At 43.7% G+C, this 18,799-nt stretch carries 16 protein-coding genes; 11 read left to right on the top strand and 5 right to left on the bottom strand.

All coding sequences use genetic code 11. From position 1 onward, the window contains the following. Positions 1 to 36: 36 nt before the first annotated feature. Positions 37 to 576: a spore coat protein GerQ gene (gerQ, locus tag BLR82_RS12710; protein WP_083334841.1), complete on the bottom strand. Its 540-nt coding sequence runs from the start codon at positions 574 to 576 to the stop codon at positions 37 to 39. Between the two features lie 616 nt (positions 577 to 1,192). Beyond that, the gene (hemQ, locus tag BLR82_RS12715; protein ID WP_074599838.1) at positions 1,193 to 1,942 is read right to left on the bottom strand and encodes a hydrogen peroxide-dependent heme synthase; all 750 of its coding nucleotides are present in this window, start codon (positions 1,940 to 1,942) and stop codon (positions 1,193 to 1,195) included. 295 nt (positions 1,943 to 2,237) lie between these two features. Between hemQ and pta the strand changes: the two genes are divergently transcribed. Then, positions 2,238 to 3,209 carry a phosphate acetyltransferase gene (pta, locus tag BLR82_RS12720; protein WP_074599839.1) on the top strand — a complete coding sequence of 324 codons (972 nt, stop codon included), beginning with the start codon at positions 2,238 to 2,240 and terminating at the stop codon, positions 3,207 to 3,209. A 288-nt stretch (positions 3,210 to 3,497) separates the two neighbouring features. After that, positions 3,498 to 4,574, top strand: a complete 1,077-nt coding sequence (menC, locus tag BLR82_RS12725; RefSeq protein WP_074600082.1) for an o-succinylbenzoate synthase — start codon at positions 3,498 to 3,500, stop codon at positions 4,572 to 4,574. A 17-nt stretch (positions 4,575 to 4,591) separates the two neighbouring features. Here menC and BLR82_RS12730 read toward each other — a convergent pair whose 3' ends face one another. Further along, positions 4,592 to 5,425 carry a lipoate--protein ligase family protein gene (locus BLR82_RS12730; protein WP_074599840.1) on the bottom strand — a complete coding sequence of 278 codons (834 nt, stop codon included), beginning with the start codon at positions 5,423 to 5,425 and terminating at the stop codon, positions 4,592 to 4,594. A gap of 389 nt (positions 5,426 to 5,814) precedes the next feature. Between BLR82_RS12730 and BLR82_RS12735 the strand changes: the two genes are divergently transcribed. The 5 genes from BLR82_RS12735 (at position 5,815) to BLR82_RS12760 (ending at position 11,618) form a co-directional block, all read left to right on the top strand. Next, positions 5,815 to 7,113: an HD domain-containing protein gene (locus BLR82_RS12735; protein WP_074599841.1), complete on the top strand. Its 1,299-nt coding sequence runs from the start codon at positions 5,815 to 5,817 to the stop codon at positions 7,111 to 7,113. Between the two features lie 44 nt (positions 7,114 to 7,157). Then, the gene (locus BLR82_RS12740) at positions 7,158 to 7,664 is read left to right on the top strand and encodes a YwgA family protein (RefSeq protein ID WP_074599842.1); all 507 of its coding nucleotides are present in this window, start codon (positions 7,158 to 7,160) and stop codon (positions 7,662 to 7,664) included. Between the two features lie 654 nt (positions 7,665 to 8,318). After that, positions 8,319 to 8,750, top strand: coding sequence for a hypothetical protein (locus BLR82_RS12745; protein WP_074599843.1), 432 nt, complete (start codon positions 8,319 to 8,321; stop codon positions 8,748 to 8,750). Between the two features lie 68 nt (positions 8,751 to 8,818). After that, positions 8,819 to 9,016 (top strand): hypothetical protein, encoded by a 198-nt coding sequence (locus tag BLR82_RS12750; RefSeq protein ID WP_074599844.1) that lies wholly within the window; start codon positions 8,819 to 8,821, stop codon positions 9,014 to 9,016. A 604-nt stretch (positions 9,017 to 9,620) separates the two neighbouring features. Next, positions 9,621 to 11,618, top strand: a complete 1,998-nt coding sequence (locus BLR82_RS12760; RefSeq protein ID WP_074599846.1) for an ABC transporter permease subunit — start codon at positions 9,621 to 9,623, stop codon at positions 11,616 to 11,618. Positions 11,619 to 11,696: 78 nt separating this feature from the next. Here the strand turns inward: BLR82_RS12760 and BLR82_RS12765 are convergent, their stop codons facing one another. Continuing rightward, positions 11,697 to 11,882 carry a 2-hydroxymuconate tautomerase gene (locus tag BLR82_RS12765; RefSeq protein WP_074599847.1) on the bottom strand — a complete coding sequence of 62 codons (186 nt, stop codon included), beginning with the start codon at positions 11,880 to 11,882 and terminating at the stop codon, positions 11,697 to 11,699. Between the two features lie 185 nt (positions 11,883 to 12,067). Between BLR82_RS12765 and BLR82_RS12770 the strand changes: the two genes are divergently transcribed. Next, positions 12,068 to 12,586 carry a YwhD family protein gene (locus BLR82_RS12770; RefSeq protein ID WP_074599848.1) on the top strand — a complete coding sequence of 173 codons (519 nt, stop codon included), beginning with the start codon at positions 12,068 to 12,070 and terminating at the stop codon, positions 12,584 to 12,586. 590 nt (positions 12,587 to 13,176) lie between these two features. On the opposite strand, the gene BLR82_RS12775 is transcribed toward BLR82_RS12770, so the two are convergent. Further along, positions 13,177 to 15,261, bottom strand: a complete 2,085-nt coding sequence (locus tag BLR82_RS12775; protein WP_074599849.1) for a transglycosylase domain-containing protein — start codon at positions 15,259 to 15,261, stop codon at positions 13,177 to 13,179. A 447-nt stretch (positions 15,262 to 15,708) separates the two neighbouring features. Here BLR82_RS12775 and speE point away from each other — a divergent pair, with 447 nt between their 5' ends. The 3 genes from speE (at position 15,709) to BLR82_RS12790 (ending at position 18,638) form a co-directional block, all read left to right on the top strand. Further along, positions 15,709 to 16,536 (top strand): polyamine aminopropyltransferase, encoded by an 828-nt coding sequence (gene speE / locus BLR82_RS12780; RefSeq protein ID WP_074599850.1) that lies wholly within the window; start codon positions 15,709 to 15,711, stop codon positions 16,534 to 16,536. Positions 16,537 to 16,550: 14 nt separating this feature from the next. Next, complete coding sequence (gene speB, locus BLR82_RS12785; RefSeq protein WP_074599851.1) at positions 16,551 to 17,426, top strand: agmatinase; 876 nt, start codon at positions 16,551 to 16,553, stop codon at positions 17,424 to 17,426. Positions 17,427 to 17,567: 141 nt separating this feature from the next. Beyond that, positions 17,568 to 18,638, top strand: a complete 1,071-nt coding sequence (locus BLR82_RS12790) for an AimR family lysis-lysogeny pheromone receptor (RefSeq protein ID WP_074599852.1) — start codon at positions 17,568 to 17,570, stop codon at positions 18,636 to 18,638. Positions 18,639 to 18,799: the final 161 nt, after the last annotated feature.

The raw sequence follows: 18,799 nt of genomic DNA on the forward strand, positions 1-18,799 counted from the left end.
AACGCAGTTGCCGGTTTCACTTGTATCATTGAGCTGTCAGCGCCGTGGCTGGTAAGTGGCTGCCTGGCCGGATCCCCCGCCGTACGGATAGGTATAATTGATTTCTTCCGGAAAGGTAATATAATCCAAATAAACCATGAGCAGCAAATAGCGGCGGTTCGTTTCCGGGTCGCTAAGTATTAAATGGTCTCTTCCTGCAGCTTCAATGATGCCCTTAAATATCATGGCATTCCAGCGATCATTATTCTCAAACGTCATATAAACGGTAGCCCTTTTGCCGCGATTGAGTCGTAATATGTTCTCAATGTAAGACTGCTCGGTCGGCAGCATGCCGGGAATATCAGACACGCCTGCCGTTTGCTGTTGTTGAGGTTGTTGCTGTGGCGGCTGCATTTGCTGCTGTGGCATTCCCTGCATCCCCGGATAGTATCCTTGTTGGGCGCCCTGCATCATTTGCTGCGGATAATAATAGCCTGGTGTCTGCCCGTATCCATAACTTTGCTGTCCTTGTGATGGATAACCGGCACTGCTGCTGCCTTGTGCACCAGAAGGCATCTGTCTTTTATCCTTACTCATCTTGCTAACCTCTCCCTTCATCATCCACTCGATATTTTTTCAGGCCCCTTGCCTGTATGAAAACTCATTCGATGTTCCCCGTACATTTTCATTGCATCTGGGCGGAGTAAAAAAGCCGTGACTTATACCTTTCTCATGAAGCTTGCGTCTTGCTCGTTATACGGAATGACCGCTATAGATGTCACCTCTTTCTTGATGTGAACGAGAGAATTTTTCCCTACTGCCAATGCTCTCTAATAGGTATATGTATGCTGCGGACAAAAGCTCTATGACCAAAAAGAAAGGAAAGGTGAAAAGGAGAGGAGAGAATAGTGCGGGCGAATAGTGGTCTGTTGTTTCTTAGTATGGAGCAGTTATACACTCCGGCAAGCTACTTCGCTTTCGCAGGTACGACTTCCGCTACTTGGTAAAGAAAACCGCAGTATCCTCATGTAGCGATGGCGAGCACTCATAACCATCAAAATGGAAAGTGTCTAATTAGGTGTTTGCCTTATAGTAAACAAAGAAACCGAACGATTTAGAATATCGTTCGGTCTTATCTTGAGCACTATGCTTTTGTCCAAGCTTCTAGCCTTCTTATCAAATGGATAGGATGGCCAAGGCTTTCAGATTTACCTTAAATTTGCAGGAACGATGGCACTTGTTCAGGAGTTAAAATGCTGCCGACATAGAATGCGCCGAATTCGCCGTAGCGGGCACTTACTTCGTCAAAGCGCATTTCATATACGAGCTTTTTGATTTCCAGTGAATCGTGGGCGAACAAAGTAACGCCCCATTCCCAATCATCCAATCCCATGGATCCGGTGATGATTTGCCGGATTTTTCCTGCATACTTTCTGCCTGTTTTGCTGTGCTCGTACATTAGCTTGCCACGATCTTCAAACGGCAGCATGTACCAGTTGTCGTCGCCCTGGCGGCGCTTGTCCATTGGATAGAAGCAGATATACTGCCATTTTGGAAGCGTCGGCTTCAGCCGCGCTTGGGTTTCCGGCTTTTGTTCCGGATCCTCGCCGTCTTTGCTTGGCCTGTACTTGGAAAGCTCGACGACCGACACATAGGAATAAGCAGGTTTCGTGAACTCAGCTAGCTTGCTTTTATTAAATTCCGTCTCGATTTGATTCAATTCTTCCAATGTGGGGCGTAACAGCATTAATAGAAAATCCGCTTTTTGGCCAACTATTGTATATAAGGCATGGCTGCCGTTGCGATTTTGTTCGACTTGCTCCCATTTTTCGAGGAGCTGCTGAAATTCGTGGATAGCAGCCTGTCGTTCGTCACTTGTTGCAAGCTTCCAGGAAGTCCAGTCAATTGTTCGTAAGTCATGTAAACAGTACCAGCCGTCCATTGTTTCAACTGCTTCTGGCATAGTAGGTCACTCCTTCAAGGTTAAGTATGTTTTTAATATAACATAATTAGGGAAAGATAATCATTAACGGAAACCCAGACGGCTTACGCCTTCAAATATCAACAAAACGCCTGTCTGACAATGGGTTTAAGGCACCAGTCAAAAACCTTGAAAAGAATGCCGGCTATAAGTGTCATGATTTGGACATAAATGGGGACATGATAAGGTTTGCATGGCTATTTTCTGAACAGAAGGCTTTCATTTATACAGAAAAAGGCGTATCATATATAACAGAATGAATGTTGGAGGGTTTCGAATGAGTGATTTATTTGTAAGCTTAAAAGATAAAGTGAAATCAGATAGCAAGCGAATTGTATTTCCTGAAGGTTTGGATGAGCGCATTTTGACAGCTGCAAGCCAGCTTGGTGCGGAAGGAATTTTAAAACCTGTATTAATCGGAAATGAAGAGAAAGTAATACAGAAAGCGCAGGAACTTCAAGTGGACGTTTCGGCATCTGAAATAATCGATCCGCAAAATTATATGGCATTGGACGACATGGTGGCAAGCTTCGTAGAACGCCGTAAAGGTAAAAATACGGAAGAACAGGCAAGAGAAATGCTGCTCGACGAAAACTACTTTGGGACGATGCTCGTATATATGGGCAAAGCTGATGGACTAGTCAGTGGAGCAGCTCATTCAACTGCGGATACCGTGCGTCCCGCATTGCAAATTATTAAAACGAAACCGGGAATCAAAAAAACTTCTGGTGTATTTATCATGGTGAAAGAAGAAGAAAAGTATATTTTCGCAGACTGCGCCATCAATATTGCGCCGGATAGTCAGGACCTGGCGGAAATTGCTGGAGCCAGTGCGGAGACTGCTAAGCTTTTCGATATTGATCCGCGTGTTGCCATGCTGAGTTTTTCCACGAAGGGATCGGCTAAGTCGGAAGAAACAGAGAAGGTGGCAGAGGCTGTTAAAATCGCCAAGGAGCAAAACCCTGATCTGCCATTGGATGGTGAATTCCAATTTGATGCGGCCTTTGTACCGGCAGTAGCAGAGAAGAAGGCACCTGATTCCGAGCTGAAAGGGGACGCGAATGTATTTATCTTCCCTGGACTTGAAGCCGGGAACATCGGTTATAAGATTGCCCAGCGGCTAGGGAATTTTGATGCGGTCGGTCCGATTCTGCAAGGACTGAACCAGCCGGTCAACGACCTGTCCCGCGGCTGTGTGGCAGATGACGTTTACAAACTGGCAATTATAACTGCCGCACAAGCTTTATAAAAAAAGAATAAGACAAACAAAGCTTGTAGAGAAACCTCGTATTTTTCTACAAGCTTTTATTTTTTCTCGCGTGCATGAGCTTCCGCAGCGCGGGATGAGCACTATTCACTTTTGAGACCACTTTTTTCGCGACCGAAAGAAGTGGCACGTCGATAGACAAAGCGCCTGCAAAGTATTACGATAAAGACCACCTGGAGAACAAACGAACATTTCCCTGTAAGAGAAGGAGGAGTCTGCTTGGAAAATGAACCTTTTTACATAGATAAAGTCATCTTGCACCGGCTGGTCATGGATTTGAAAAATCCCTTCCAAACCAGTTTCGGGACGTTCTCTACAAAAGACTTTTTTATCGTAGAAGCTGTCGACGGGAATGAAAATAGCGGTTACGGCGAGTCGGTCGCCTTTCCGGTCCCTTGGTATACAGAAGAAACAGTGGCGACAACCGAACATGTAATCAAGGACTTTTTACTGCCGTTGCTTTTCAAGGAGCCCATTCGACATCCAGATGAAATCAGCAGCCGCTTTTCAGTGATTCGCCGCAACAATATGGCAAAGGCGGCAGTGGAAGGAGCGGTTTGGGACTTATATGCTAAGCGACAGGGAATGTCGCTTGCCACTGCATTGGGCGGGGAAAAACATCGGGTAGAGTCAGGTGTCAGTATTGGAATCCAACCGTCTGTTTCCAAATTGCTTGCTGTGATGGAACATCACCTGGAGGAAGGTTATAAGCGGATAAAATTGAAGATCAAACCTGGAATCGATGTAGCCGTCATTCGGGAAGTACGTCACCATTTCCCAGATGTCCAGCTGATGGCTGACGCTAATTCTGCTTATACGGTGCAAGATGTCGATATATTAAAGCAGCTGGACGAATTTGGTTTGACGATGATTGAACAACCATTGGGTCACGACGACATTTATGAACATTCCATTCTGCAAAGCCAGCTGGAGACCCCGATATGCCTGGATGAAAGCATCAATTCTCTAACAGATGCCAGGGCAGCAGTCGAACTGGGCAGCTGCCGGGTAATCAACCTTAAAATCGGCCGGGTCGGCGGTCTGAGTGAAACGAAAAAAATACATGACTTCTGCCGGGAAAAGAATATACCTGTCTGGTGCGGGGGAATGTTGGAAGCAGGTGTAGGGCGCGCCCATAACATTGCTATCGCTAGTCTGCCGCAGTTTATGTATCCTGGAGATATTTCTGCATCTGATCGCTATTGGCACCGGGATATTATTACACCGCCGGTTATGCTGCAAAATGGGGAAATCGCGATAAAAGACACTCCTGGTATTGGGCATGACATCGATTGGGAGGCATTAGAAACGAATCGGATAGAGCGGCAGGTTCATCGGCGGCAGTAAAACAAGAAGCACCGGGTTCAAATTCCCAGTGCTTTGATGTTTCGATCCTTCATTTGTTCCAGCCTTTTCTCGAACGATTGCTGTTCGGCATTGTCCAGGGATTGTTCGGTTATCGACGTGCTCACAGACTTTAGAGCCTGGTAAATCCATTTGCACACATCATCAACTGTGAGCTGAATGGAAAGCATTTCAGCAAGCGAGGCCATGGTTTCGGGCTTTACTTCCGGATATTCAAATTTATTGGATTGCCCTTTCATCCCGATCCCATAAAATTGACGTACCAGTTCGGCCCGTTCGCGTCCGCTTCCTTCTACACAAAGATAAATTTGGACAGCAGAGCCATTCTTAACACGGCGTTGGGAAATACCGGCGAATTTCCGTCCACCAATACTTAAATCATAATCACCCGGACAGTAAGAACCTTTTATTTCGAAAGCCTTTATTTCCGTCGTAAGATTCCGGAACAAATCCTGAATGAACGCGACCATAAATTGGTAGCCCTCATGTATACCGATTCCTTTGGCGTCCGGTAAAATAAAAGACAGGTTGAGAACGCCTGCATCAAGGACCACCGCGAGTCCTCCGGAATTCCGGACGACTGCTTGATAGCCGTGCTGCTCGAGCCATTGGATGGCTGCGTCCACGTTAGGTAACTTGGCATCAGGGATGCCGAGAATGATGGTTTTATCGTGCACCCAAAGTCTCGCTGTCGGAGGAGAAGTCCCGTTCCCAACAGAAATAGCCAGTGCGTCATCGTAAGCAAAGGATGCGATCGCATCATCTCTGGCCGACTTCCCACGTTGGTCGATATAGCGGACTGTCCCACTGAACAGTTGTTTCCAATCTTCCATACTAATATCTCCTTTGATTCCCGCCAAATGTCAGGTCGGGCTGACAGCCGCATCTTCCGCGACCGCCCATCCATTATAGCAAATTGTCTAACCGACTGATAATCACAAAAAATCCATTTCGTGCAAAAAAACCATTTTTGTGTCAGCATTTCTATTATATAATGATAATAATTGTTTATGAATCAAATAGGCAAAGGCACCAATAAAAAAACGTCGAAATTCGTCGACCGTAATGGTAAAGACTTTCTCGGGAAACTTGTTGCAGGCTTTCCGTCTTTTTCTTTAACAATTAGGTTGACTATAAATGGAATTAGTTGGGTACAGAAAAGATAAGGGTTGCACGGATAATTTCCTGCTGCCTTTTTGATATCAATAGAAGGGACCTGGACATGGCATATAAAGATGAGCAGTTAAGTGAAGAAAAAGTGTTTAAAGACCCTGTACATAGGTATATCCACGTCAAAGATCAAGTGATTTGGGATTTGATCGGCACAAGGGAATTTCAAAGGCTCCGAAGGATCAAGCAGCTGGGTACCTCGTTTTTGACGTTCCACGGAGCTGAGCACAGTAGGTTCAACCATTCGCTCGGTGTATATGAAATTGTCCGGCGGATATTGTTCAACTTTGAAAACCGTCCGAACTGGAATAACGATGAACGGCTGTTATGCTTGTGTGCGGCCTTACTGCACGATTTGGGGCATGGTCCGTTCTCCCATTCCTTCGAAAAAGTATTTAAGCTGGATCATGAGGACTTTACCAAAAAAATCGTTCTTGGAGATACGGAGATCAATAAAATATTGAGACGTGTCGGGAAGGGATTTGCACAGGACGTCGCTGATGTTATCAATAAAACCTATGAGAACAAATTAGTTGTCAGCTTGATATCCAGCCAAATCGATGCCGATCGGATGGACTACCTGCAACGGGATGCCTATTTCACCGGAGTAAGCTATGGACATTTCGATATGGAAAGAATTTTACGGGTCATGCGGCCGATGGAGGATCAAGTCGTCATCAAGCAGACAGGAATGCACGCGGTGGAGGATTACATCATGAGCCGCTATCAAATGTATTGGCAGGTTTATTTTCATCCTGTTACCAGAAGCGCAGAGGTGATTTTGTCGAAAATACTCCATCGTGCCAAATATTTATACGAGCAAAATTATCGGTTTAAGCAGAAACCGACCCATTTCCTCTCGTTTTTTGCAGAAAACGTCGATTTAGAGGAATACCTGCGGCTTGATGAATCGATTGTCCTTTATTATTTTCAAGCCTGGCTGGAAGAAGACGACACTGTTTTACGCGATTTGTGTGAACGGTTTATCAACCGGCGCTTGTTTAAATATATCGAGTTCAACCCGAATCAGCAAATGACAGAGTGGATGGAATTATACAAGCTGTTTCAAGCCATCGACATCGATCCGGAATATTACCTGGTTGTCGATTCCTCCTCTGATCTGCCGTATGATTTTTATCGTCCTGGTGAGGAAGAGGAACGGCTCCCGATTCACTTATTACAGCCGAAGAAAGATGAACTGAAGGAACTATCGCGCCAGTCGGATATTGTCGAAGCGATTTCCGGCAAAAAACGCACAGATCATAAATTGTATTTCCCGCAGGATGTGTTGGAACAACTTCCGGCAGATAGGCCAGAGAAGGCGCGGATTTTTGAGATATTATTCGGATAAGCAATTACAAGTTGGCCATTCGGCCAGAATAGGAGATGGTGAGTATGTTAGAAAATCACGCCAGAATCATGAAGTTTTTCTCGACGGCAGACGAAGTTGTCGGTAGGAAAAAGCTGCAGAAAATGATTTACATACTGAAAAAGTGCGACATTCCATTCGAGGAAAAGTACGAGTTTCACTTCTACGGACCATATTCAGAGGAATTGACCCTCCGTGTGGAAGAGCTTTGCAATCTTGGATTTATTTCCGAGGTAAAGGAAGACAAAAGTAACTATTACCAATACCGATACCGCGTGACGGAACAGGGAGAAGAGTTTTTGAACCATTCTCAGGTAGAACTCCCGCCGCTTGAAGGTATGATCAACAATATGAAGGGAAAAAGCTCCCGATTCCTTGAATTGGTATCCACGATGCTGTACTTTGATGATTTGTCCAAACAGGAAGTGGAAGAAAAAGTCCAAACCGTCAAAAAAACACAAAACTATCAGGAGACAGAGATTGTCGAGGCGTGGGATTTCATCGATAACCTTCGCCGGCAAACACTCCTCTGATTTTATGTTGCCTGGTGAAGGAGCAAAAATCTTTTTCATCGAGGTAGTACCGTTAACGTGGAGAAGCATAAATTAGAAATACACTGGTAATATACAGGCCAAATCGCATTTGATTTGGTCTTTTTCTTTTATACCAAAGAGTGTTGAAATCGAACATAGATGACATCACTCCAATAAATACAGTCTCATTAAGTATAAAGTTTTGAAGGATTTTTCTCCAAACAAGGACAGGATTGTTTAACAAGGGGGAGGAAAGTAATAGTAATATAATGGTATTAAGAGGGAGGGCGAGAGTTGAAAAAGTATCTCAATATGATGGCGATCATTCTTTTTTGTTTTCAATTTAGTGGTTTATATTGCATTTTTCAACGGATTTGACATCGTGCCAGATGAGGCAGTTTTCCCTTTGATTATAGGTAGCTCAGTTATCGGGGTCGTTTTTTCGTGGTCTGGAAGTAAAGGAGTAACAAGAAACATCGGTATTTATGGAAACGCCTTTGTTCTTTTACTTATAGTAATTAGTCCACTCATCGTTCGTACTTTTATATGGAACAAACCTTAGTGAAAAATCCACTATTATGGGTGATTGTTGAACAACAGTCGCCAATTTACTAATAGATGGTTTAGTAAAAAAGTTATTCGAAGGGGGTTAATATGAAATATATATTGTTAATAGGCTCCTATTTGTTGGCTTTTGAAATAAATCTGATGCCGTCAATCAAGCATCCTGATTCAAGCATCAACATGTTCAACTCATTTGTAACGATACTATTTATGGTCATGTTACTAATGTATGCTAAAAAAGGAAGTAAGCTATTAAAGGTATTCTCAATATTCGGGATCCTATCAGGTGGAATTGTATGTACCATCACCACCTTTGAACAAGCTGCGATTGGTAATGGCATTTTAGATGTAATAGCATCCATACAGTATCCCTTTTTTCTAATCTTTATTACCCCTTTATTTGGGGGTAATATACTATTCGACCTGAGCTATGGGTCATACGCATTGTTAATGTCATTGTTTTATGGAAGTATATTCGGTTTAACAGTTTATTTAAAAGAGAATGAAGTGCAGGTCGTTTAAGCTATTGTACGAACGGGGGCTTATCTGGATGAGAAATGACTTTTTTTCTACCATAGGAGGTATTCTATATGGATAAAAAAACAAAATTGATTATTGGACTAAATGGTTGCCTTATTGTTTGTCTATTTGGTGTGTATCGTTTAATGCTTGAGGTGCCATCTACTGTAAATTCATTGATCATCCCTATAGTATTTTCCGTTACAGGTTTTATAGGATTTGTTGGAAATTTAATTGAATTGAAAAAGCTAAATAGCAATTTTTCCTAAATATAAACGTATACATTAGGTAAGTGCTTAGACAGCAATACAGAGGAGGGGGATTTGATTGCAATAAAAGAGTTTGCATCAAGTTTTTTATTTATTGTCAGTTGGTTTCTATTTGCTATAAGTGCGTATTTACTTTATTGGACAATCATTATGCCTTTACTAGCAATCATTCCTTTACTTATTGTCTTAAGTTGCGGTTTACTATGTTTCTTCTGTTCAAGAAAGCTTGATGATAGGAATAAGAGGAACTAATTATTCCATTACCATTGTTTTTAAAATATAGAAAAAATGCACTTGCCAAGATAGCAGTTATCATTTTATTGGGGAGTGGGCCATTTATAGCTTTTTTCCCGACGATACCCCAGATGAGTAATCCGCCAAATGGATAAATATAAGTGTATTCAAAATTGTGCGCTTTTCAACTGAAGTTATATGGCTGAATAGCGACTGTCGAATAGGGACAGTTTGTGCGATACGGCTATCCCTTATGAAGAAGCGGGTAATAAAACCCAAGGCTTCTCATCTTTTGTTGTGAATTTTTAGAAAAATGATTACAATGAACTATGGGGATGTCAATTAATAGGGGATGGGAAGGAAGTTGCTTGTGAAACTAATAAAATTCCTTGGCTATTACATACTTGGATTGTTTGGGATAGTGGCGTTGAGTTCCGCACCAAGCTTGCTGCAGGGGAATGGCCTTGTTGATTTGGGGTTATATGCAGAAAACACATGGAAACTGGCCAGAGAAATAGTGCAGCCTGAAAATTGGGTGTACCAATTCAGACAAGAACAGTTGAATGTTTTTGCTTTTTTGTGGGATCCTTACTTTTACTCCATGCGCATTCTTGGTGCCGCACTATTGCTTGGTTTCGGTCTGGCGTTGATCCTGGCACTGCTTACCCAGCTGCTGCCCAAAATGATTATTCGCGTAGTAAAACGAATCTTAGTATTCTTAGAAGCAATACCCGATTTAATGGTAGCTTTTTTGCTGCAAATGTTCATCGTTTTTATCTTCAAGCAGACTGGAGTCCACTTGATGAAGTTCGTTACCCTTGGAGACGAACGGATTTACATAGCACCAATCACTGTGTTGGCTGTTTTGCCGATGATTTCTCTTTTTCGCGTCATTTTATTGCTGATGGAGGAAGAATTGACCAAGGATTATGTGGATTTTGCACTCAGCAAGGGGATCAGACACAATGCTATCATCGCTGTTCATGTACTACGGAATATAGTAAAGAGCACTTTTTATCATTCAAAAATTATTCTATGGGGAACGTTGTCCAGTTTATTTGTAATCGAATATATATTTAATATCCGCGGTCTTTTCAGTTTCGTGATGGAAGATTTCCGTCCAATGGTGATTGCAGCTGCTTTGATCATGGTTTTTACGCCGTTTTATATCCTTTACCAGGGTATCGAGATATTCACCGAGAAAACAGCGTTGCAAATGAATGACAAAAAGTTCATCCACACCTTTTCCAAGCCCACGCACCTCTCGTGGAAACAACGACTCGGGGATTATGTAAAGGGTATTGCCGCTCATTTCAGAAATAAGAAGTTTCTGGTCGGTTTTGCTGTTATTTTTACTATATTGGCTGTCAGTGTCATCCACACTGTCATCCATGAAGAGCCTGTGGAAAATTTCACATTAATTTATGATGAGGATGGGAATCTGCTCAGCAGCAAGCCGCACCCGCCATCGAAGTATGTTCTGTTGGGAACCGATCAGAACGGATACAGCATCCTCGATCAATTGCTGACCGGGGCCAAGTACACAATTCTTTTTGCCGGTATTATTGCGCTGTTAAGAATGGCGCTGGGATTCTTACTGGCGGTTCCTTATGCATTGTTTATCAAAGAGCGTTGGAAACGCAGAATAGAGCGGTTTGTCGATAGCTTTCATTTCCTGCCGTTGAGTGTGATTGCCGTGATTTTACTTGCTCCCGTATTGACTGGTACGACTTCCGGTTTTGAATACTCGTTTACAGAACGGATATTAGTCGAAGCCGGGGTATTGACATTATTGGTTGTTCCGTTGACGACGGTGTTGATCGGGAATGAAATCCGTTTGATCACCAATACAGAATATATCGACGGTGCGCGTGTTTTAGGTGGAAATTCCAACCACATATTGTTCCGGCATATTATGCCACACCTTCATTCCAAACTGGGGATCATCTTCGGGCAGCAGTTTATACAGGTACTGTTGATTCTTATTCATCTCGGCTTATTCAATATATTTCTTGGCGGCACAAGTATCATGCTGAATGAATCCTATAAAGCGTGGCCATACTCGGTGACATTTGAATGGTCGGGGATTATCAGTGGTTCGCGTAATGCGTTTATGAGTGGACACGAATGGATTGTCGTTCCTGTTTTTGTGGCGTTTATTGTATTGATACTCGCCATGCAGTTAATCATAGAAGGCATTCAAGAAGTGCAGCAAAAGCGGGTTGGGGTGCGGATAGAGAAGCAACGCTGGTTCGTTGCCCGAAAACAACTGCAGCCTGCAGGGGAATCGTTTGAAAGAAAGCCGTCGCCAGATCAGTTTGGCTTCGTAGGGCAGGAAAACATCGGACGAAGTGAAAATCATGGCTGAAAAACAAACCAGCGGAATTCCTTTTCGGAGTTCCGCTGGCTGTTATTATTGGGAATAATTTTCCTTCATCGTCCGTACTTATTCGTCACTTAGTCGTTTTCCGCCAACGGCATAATCGTTTTTGCTCATTTCTTCAATAAAGACGGCGACTTTGTCTTTGGAAGCGCCGGTAGTTTCGACGACGGCTTCCGTCACTTTTTCCACGAGTGCTTTCTTCTGTTCATCGTTTCTGCCTTCCAACATTTTTACTGTTACATATGGCATGGTTACGTACCTCCCTCTGTAAAAATTCAAGTTAATTAATTCGCGTTAATAAGGGAAAATCCCTGCTGTCTGTAAATCTTGAAAGATGAAATTGAATTTTTCCCTATGCTACAATGAAAACAGCATATCATAGAAGGAAACAGGCTGCGAATCTGATGCAGATGAAATAGAAGGAGGAGCTAAAAATGAGTGAAGAGCAACCTTCCAAGAAGAAAAAGAATCAATTCACCATAATGAAGGATGATTCCACTGACGGTCATGGTGGGTATGGTGTTGGCTCAATCAGTTTAGAAAACATTTCACCGGTAATCATTGATCCAGCTGAAGACCGGGCGTTTGTCGATATGGGAGCCATGCATGCCCGTAGTGAGGTCGAACGGCGCGTTAAATTTTTGCCGGATAAAGAGGCGGTTCCGAATGGCAAGCTATATTGGATTGTCTGGGTGACCGTTGAAAAAAAAGACTTCGGTTCTTATTACCATGGAGTGGCGGGCAGTGAAATACGGGTGGATCGATCAATCAAGCGTGCCTACAAATCAATGCCGGAACATGTGAACCATATGGATAAATCCATGAAGGGCCAAGTGATTGTCGACCATATGGATGAGCACTCGAAAAAGTTGCTGGGCGATTTTCTTCGTGATTTCAATAAAGAAATGTGGGAAAACTCTGCTGATGAGTTGAAACAAGCCTTTCCTGAATAAAGGACATACCAAAGCAAATAGTGAACACTTTGTGACCGAATTGTGAATAATGATTGAATATCTTGAGGTTTTGCGAATAAGTTTGTAAAATATGTATCACATGGTAAAACTGTGTACTAGGACAAAGAAAAAGGCCGGAATCCGTTCCGGCCTTTTTCTTATGCAGCTGACCCCTTAAGAGCTACATCAGACTCATTCTTTCTTATACCCAGAAAGGAGTGGGAATACGCGCTGTAGAAACATCTCACGTTTTTCTGACAAAAAAAGGTGCCTAGAAATTGCTAACGGACCCCATCCTTTCCGTTCACACTCCCCTAACCTGTTCAGAGGCAAAAGACATTTCATCCTATCAATAGGGTAGTGCATTCATTATCATTTTAAGAAAGATAGCAGGTTATAAGCGAAGGAAATACACGGAGACTCCAGCGGGAGGAAAGGCATCGAGACCCCGCATAATGGAGCCCGAGGAGGCTCATCAGCCGCCCGCGGAAAGCGTAGTGTATTTCCGTAGCGATAGTGGCAATGAAGGTTTGTTTATGCACGCATTCTTATGAGGCTGCTTTGTTGATTTCAGTTTGTGAAGACAGCAATCAGCTTCTTGATAGCCATTTAAACCAACGCTTCCAGCCGCTGTCCTGTTCCTCGTCCCCATCCTCCGGCGGTTGCTCCTGATTTTCTTCTGCCTCGTCATGATGAAGCGAACAGTAACTTGTCGGTTCTGTCCCTTCGGCAAAATACATTAACCGGTGTTGGTCACAATAAGGAGTGGCCAATTCACCGGAAACAGGATCAACATATGCCCCCACCACCCCGTCCGGGACCGGGAAGGCATGAAACGGGATGTTGGCATGGGCTTTTTCCATGAATCCCGCCCAAATTGATTTAGCCGCTTGCAAATCATTGGTGTTTTCTACTGGTTTGTTATCATCGAAGCCAGTCCATACACTTGTAACAAGGTCAGGACTGAACCCTACCATCCAATTATCTGTCTTTGTTGTTCCTGATTTGCCGGCATAGGAGCGGGTTAATTCGTCGGCGATCGATGCACCGGTTACTCGCATATATCCATTTAGCGACTCATCAAACATGCCGGTCATCAAATCTGTCAGGATAAAAGTGCTAACCGGATCCAATACAGGGGAGGAATCCTGTTTCTTTCGTTCATATAGGACCTTGCCGTGTGAATCGGTCACTTTTTTGATGGTGAAAGGTTCTACAGACTTTCCTCCATTGGCAAGCATCCCGTATGCTGCAGCCATTTCATTGACGGTTACCGCTCCTGTTCCCAGTGCTAATGACGGCACCGCAGTAAAATCCTCCTCAATTCCGAACTTCTTAGCTGTTTTTACTAGTTCTTTCGGGCCTAAGAACAGATTCGTTTTTACTGCATAAATATTATCCGATAATGCTAACGCCTGGGCCAACGTAATTGGCTCATTGGCATAGTATCCGTTGTAATTGCTTGGCTGATAGACCGTCCCATCCTCCAACTCAAAGCTAGTCGGCTTGCTGAGCAGGGAGGTGACAGGGGTATAACCATTTTCCAGGGCAGCATAATACAAAAACGGTTTAAATGAGGAACCTGGCATTCGCTTAGCCTGGGTGACACGATTGTACTGGCTGACGGTGTAATTCCTACCTCCCACCATTGCCTTAACAGCACCGTTTTTCGGGTTCTGGGCTACGGCTCCAACCTGAAGCTCAGAGGAATTGCTAATCGATTTGGTGACGGTTTCCTCCATTTGCTGCTGTTGTTCAAGGTTGAGCGTGGTATATACTTGGTATCCTCCGGAACGGATGGCCTCCGCATCCATGTCCAGTATGTTCTGCAGTTCCGCCAGTACTGTATCGAGGAAGTAGGGTGCCGTTTTGTTCTCTGCTTCGTTAGCGTGTTCCGTCAATTGTATTGTTTGCCTGGCTGCAAGGTACTGCTCGTCTTCCGAAATAAGGCCAGACTGTTCTAGTGAAGCCAAGATTTGCTCCTGCCGATTCTTCGCATTGTCCAAGTGACGGTATGGCGAGTAATAGGAAGGTCCTTTCGGGATTCCTGTCAGCAATGCTGCTTCGGCTAAATCAAGCTGCTTGGCAGATTTGTCAAAGAAATACCTGCTGGCCGCTTCTACTCCATAGGTGCCATGGCCGTAATAAATCGTATTAAGGTAGCCTTCGAGGATTTCTTTTTTATCGTAGAACATTTCCAGACGAATCGCATAAAAGGCTTCCTTCAATTTTCGTGTCCAGGTTTTTTCATGGGATAAGTACAAATTTCTTGCCAATTGCTGGGTAATGGTACTTGCTCCCTGTACCTTGGACAATGCCTGTAGATCCTTCCAGGCTGCTGAAAGAATACGTTTTACGTCCAGGCCGTGGTGGGAGTAAAACCGTTTATCCTCTGTAGTCAATGCAGCTTTTATCAGCATGGGGGACATTTCGTCCAGACTAACCCAATATCTACTCTCCGGACCATGCTCTTCACCGATGACTTTTTCCTCTTCACTGTAATAAATGGTATTCCCGCCTTTGCTCATTGGAGGCGGGCCGAGTACCAGCGCGGTGGAATAAATTGTCACAACGGCCAGCACAACGGCGGAGCCTGCCAGCAGAATCGAAAGGACGACCCGTCGCAGCGATTTATTTTCAATTTTTTTAAGTTGTTTTTTTATAAAAGAAATCATGGCGTCCACCTGATTTTCATGAATATAGGAGAAGATGGTTTAGAAGTAAAACGTTAACTTTACCAGTATGGGTAGGAAAGCGGATAAATAAACGTAGCATAACGGTTGATTTTTATTTATGCTTAAGTATAAGATTTTTAATATTGTTGCCTTATGTTTTGATTTCAAGAGGAAGAGGATTTACATAAAATGTTATACAGGATATGTCGCGTCTTGAAAGATGATCTTGCGTTTCAAGTAGTCTGATCAGGTAAATAACACTAGTAGTGTCGGTGAATGATATAAATTAAGAGGCTAGGGCAGCTTATCTTTTTTCCGGATTTATTATCGAAACGAAAACAGAGCAGAAAGGCGTAGAGGTCCAATGAGACGCATGAGCTCTTGGCATGACAATGATGGGTAAGCAGCGGACTTAAGATTTTTTCGAAGAAGAAAAGGAGAATGAGCATGGAATTATGGTATACAGAAAAACAAACAAAAGATTTTGGAATCACAGCAAAAATCAAGCGCACCCTGCATTCCGAACAAACGGATTTTCAAAAGCTTGATATATTGGAAACGGAAGAATGGGGAAATATGCTGGTGTTGGACGGCATGGTGATGACCACGCAAAAGGATGAGTTTGTCTATCATGAGATGGTTGCTCACGTGCCATTATTCACTCACCCGAATCCAAAGCATGTTTTGGTCGTCGGAGGAGGAGATGGCGGGGTAATCCGCGAAGTACTCAAGCATGAACAGGTAGAATCTGCAACGCTTGTGGAGATAGATGGAAAAGTGATTGAATACTCTAAACAGTATTTACCGGAAATTGCCGGTGATTTAGATGATCCGCGAGTTGAAGTCAAGGTTGCGGATGGTTTTATGCATATAGCCGAAAGCGAACGGGCATACGATGTGATTATGGTCGATTCTACAGAACCGGTAGGACCGGCAGTTAACTTATTTACGAGAGGCTTTTATGATGGGATTGCCAAAGCACTGAAGGACGACGGCATTTTTGTCGCCCAGACGGACAACCCTTGGTTTAAAGCTGATTTGATTAAACAGGTATATCATGATGTACAAGAGATCTTTCCTGTCACTCGTCTTTATACAGCAAACATCCCGACCTATCCGAGCGGTCTGTGGACATTCACAATCGGCAGTAAAATCCATGACCCGTTAAAAGTAAAAGCGGAACGCTTTAAGGAAATCGAGACGAAATACTATACCAAGGAACTTCATTATGCATCGTTTGCACTGCCGAAATTTGTGAAGGAATTGACGGAATAAAAGGGGGGATAGGAATGCGATTTGATGAAGCATATTCAGGAAAAGTTTTTATTATGTCGCGGCAGGATGCAGAAGCAGCAGAGGCAATCATTTATGGTATGCCGATGGATTGGACGGTCAGCTTCCGGCCAGGATCACGATTTGGACCTAACCGCATTAGGGAAGCATCGCTTGGTCTTGAAGAATATAGCCCCTATATGGACAAGCACCTGGAAGAAGTGAACTTTTTTGATGCGGGAGATATTCCACTTCCATTCGGAAATCCTCAACGGAGTCTCGACATGATCTATGATTATGCCAAAAAGCTGTTGGAAAAAGAGAAATTTCCATTAGGACTGGGCGGAGAGCACCTGGTATCATGGCCGATCATTCAGGCTGTCTATGAAAAGCACCCCGAAATAGCGGTGCTTCACATCGACGCCCATGCCGATTTGCGCGAGGAGTACGAAGGAGAGTCACTCTCCCATTCGACACCGATCAGAAAGACGTGCGAATTGATCGGACCGGAAAATGTTTACTCCTTCGGTATTCGCTCTGGTATGCGTGAAGAGTTCCAATATGCAGAAACAAGCGGGATGCATATGGCGAAGTTTTCGGTTGTGGATCCGTTGAAACGGATATTGCCAAAGCTTGCCGGAAGAAAGGTCTATGTAACGATAGACATTGACGTGCTCGATCCGGCTTATGCACCAGGGACCGGTACTGCTGAGGCAGGCGGGATTTCCTCCAAGGAATTGCTGGAGGCCATTCAATTGATTGCCGATGCGGATCTCGAGGTGGTAGGTGCGGACCTTGTGGAAGTTGCCCCGGTTTATGACCCGACCGAACAGACCGTGATTGCTGCCAGTAAGTTTGTAAGAGAGATACTGCTTGGATGGGTACAGAAATAATTCCTGTTGGGTTGGATTTCGACAGTATACAGCACAATTTTTGGTAATTAGAGGATAAATATGACAAAATAGTTTGAAAATATGGTATGATAGAAAATAAATTGTCGCTATTTGTAGAATTAGGCATGGAAAGGGGTAGCTATGAAAAACATTGAGGAAAAAAAGATGACGCTTGTTGACAGTGGGACCGGAAGCCGGACAAGGAATCAGTTTTTTTTGCAGGAAGGGGAGCTTCCCCTTTTTCATGTTTTTCAATCATTATCTACTTCCGAGAATATAAACATAGCGATTGACGTAACCCGCAGCTATTGTCTGAAGGCTGAGGCAGATGCCAACCAGCGAGTTGGCATGGAGTTCCTTTATGCTTATGGTTTTTTGGATGATCTCGAGCAACTCATCGAAAAAAATCTGGAATCGGATAATCCAGTGAATCGTCAATGGGGACAGTTGTACAAGATTATCCATCTTCGCAGAAAAAGAAAGCTAAAAACGGGTGAATATCTGAGCTTGTTGAACAAGCTTGAAGCTGACAGTGTCGAAATAGAATCCCTTCATATGTTTCTACGGGTATATGCCCATTTTGAACGGAAAGAATTTGGAAGATTAAGTGGTTATTTGGACGGCTTGCTGGAAAACATCCACAAAATCGGGGACCCGATGCTTCGCGAATTGTTTTCGGTGAGGATGGATGAAATGCTGCTGACTTTCCATTGGAAACGCAATGAAATGATTATTGCTAGAAAACACGGTTATCGAATCTTGCAAACTACCCACTGTCCACGCAAAAAAATTGATATTCATAACACGATGGCCCTGGGCTATTTGTTCGACAGCTATCACCAGGCCATGGAACACGCCCTCGAAGCTAAGCGACTGGCCAATATGACCGAGGATTTAACTGCTATACAAGGAATCAACAATTATACCATTCCTTTTATTGCAGCCTTCCACGGCAGAACGGCGGGCATTTCGACTCCGGTTGAGTCTGAAGCGGCCCATCTGGCTCTGGCTCGCGGAGACATCCCGACTTGTATCAGTATCCTGAGCAGCTTCGAAAGTTTAACCCCTTTTCAGCAATACTACTTAGGAAAAGCTACCAGCGATCTCGAAATGCTGGAAATTTCTTACCGCCGTTTTATAAGCGAACGGAGTGATCACTTTTTTGCCAAGCTGCCGTTATTGGAAATGAATAAATTGAACGCCGTACATTGACGCTGCCTGTGAGCAGCGTTTTTTTCTGCGGTATTCTGACTCGATACTGTGCCCTTACCTGAATTTTTGCCCGTTTTTTCAAGTACGCCAGTCGACCGGCTTTCTGTATCTGTGTAAGCCATCGCCTTTCCTGTACATTGTGGATGGACTGGTTGATTTGG

The organism is Sediminibacillus halophilus (assembly GCF_900103695.1).
Taxonomy (GTDB): Bacteria; Bacillota; Bacilli; order Bacillales; family Amphibacillaceae; genus Sediminibacillus; species Sediminibacillus halophilus.

Excerpts from the sequence above, each read along its gene's own strand:
- gerQ (WP_083334841.1), bottom strand. The coding sequence starts at position 576 with ATGAGTAAGGATAAAAGACAGATGCCTTCTGGTGCACAAGGCAGCAGC.
- hemQ (WP_074599838.1), bottom strand. The coding sequence starts at position 1,942 with ATGCCAGAAGCAGTTGAAACAATGGACGGCTGGTACTGTTTACATGAC.
- pta (WP_074599839.1), top strand. The coding sequence starts at position 2,238 with ATGAGTGATTTATTTGTAAGCTTAAAAGATAAAGTGAAATCAGATAGC.
- menC (WP_074600082.1), top strand. The coding sequence starts at position 3,498 with ATGGATTTGAAAAATCCCTTCCAAACCAGTTTCGGGACGTTCTCTACA.
- BLR82_RS12730 (WP_074599840.1), bottom strand. The coding sequence starts at position 5,425 with ATGGAAGATTGGAAACAACTGTTCAGTGGGACAGTCCGCTATATCGAC.
- BLR82_RS12735 (WP_074599841.1), top strand. The coding sequence starts at position 5,815 with ATGGCATATAAAGATGAGCAGTTAAGTGAAGAAAAAGTGTTTAAAGAC.
- BLR82_RS12740 (WP_074599842.1), top strand. The coding sequence starts at position 7,158 with ATGTTAGAAAATCACGCCAGAATCATGAAGTTTTTCTCGACGGCAGAC.
- BLR82_RS12745 (WP_074599843.1), top strand. The coding sequence starts at position 8,319 with ATGAAATATATATTGTTAATAGGCTCCTATTTGTTGGCTTTTGAAATA.
- BLR82_RS12750 (WP_074599844.1), top strand. The coding sequence starts at position 8,819 with ATGGATAAAAAAACAAAATTGATTATTGGACTAAATGGTTGCCTTATT.
- BLR82_RS12765 (WP_074599847.1), bottom strand. The coding sequence starts at position 11,882 with ATGCCATATGTAACAGTAAAAATGTTGGAAGGCAGAAACGATGAACAG.
- BLR82_RS12770 (WP_074599848.1), top strand. The coding sequence starts at position 12,068 with ATGAGTGAAGAGCAACCTTCCAAGAAGAAAAAGAATCAATTCACCATA.
- BLR82_RS12775 (WP_074599849.1), bottom strand. The coding sequence starts at position 15,261 with ATGATTTCTTTTATAAAAAAACAACTTAAAAAAATTGAAAATAAATCG.
- speE (WP_074599850.1), top strand. The coding sequence starts at position 15,709 with ATGGAATTATGGTATACAGAAAAACAAACAAAAGATTTTGGAATCACA.
- speB (WP_074599851.1), top strand. The coding sequence starts at position 16,551 with ATGCGATTTGATGAAGCATATTCAGGAAAAGTTTTTATTATGTCGCGG.
- BLR82_RS12790 (WP_074599852.1), top strand. The coding sequence starts at position 17,568 with ATGAAAAACATTGAGGAAAAAAAGATGACGCTTGTTGACAGTGGGACC.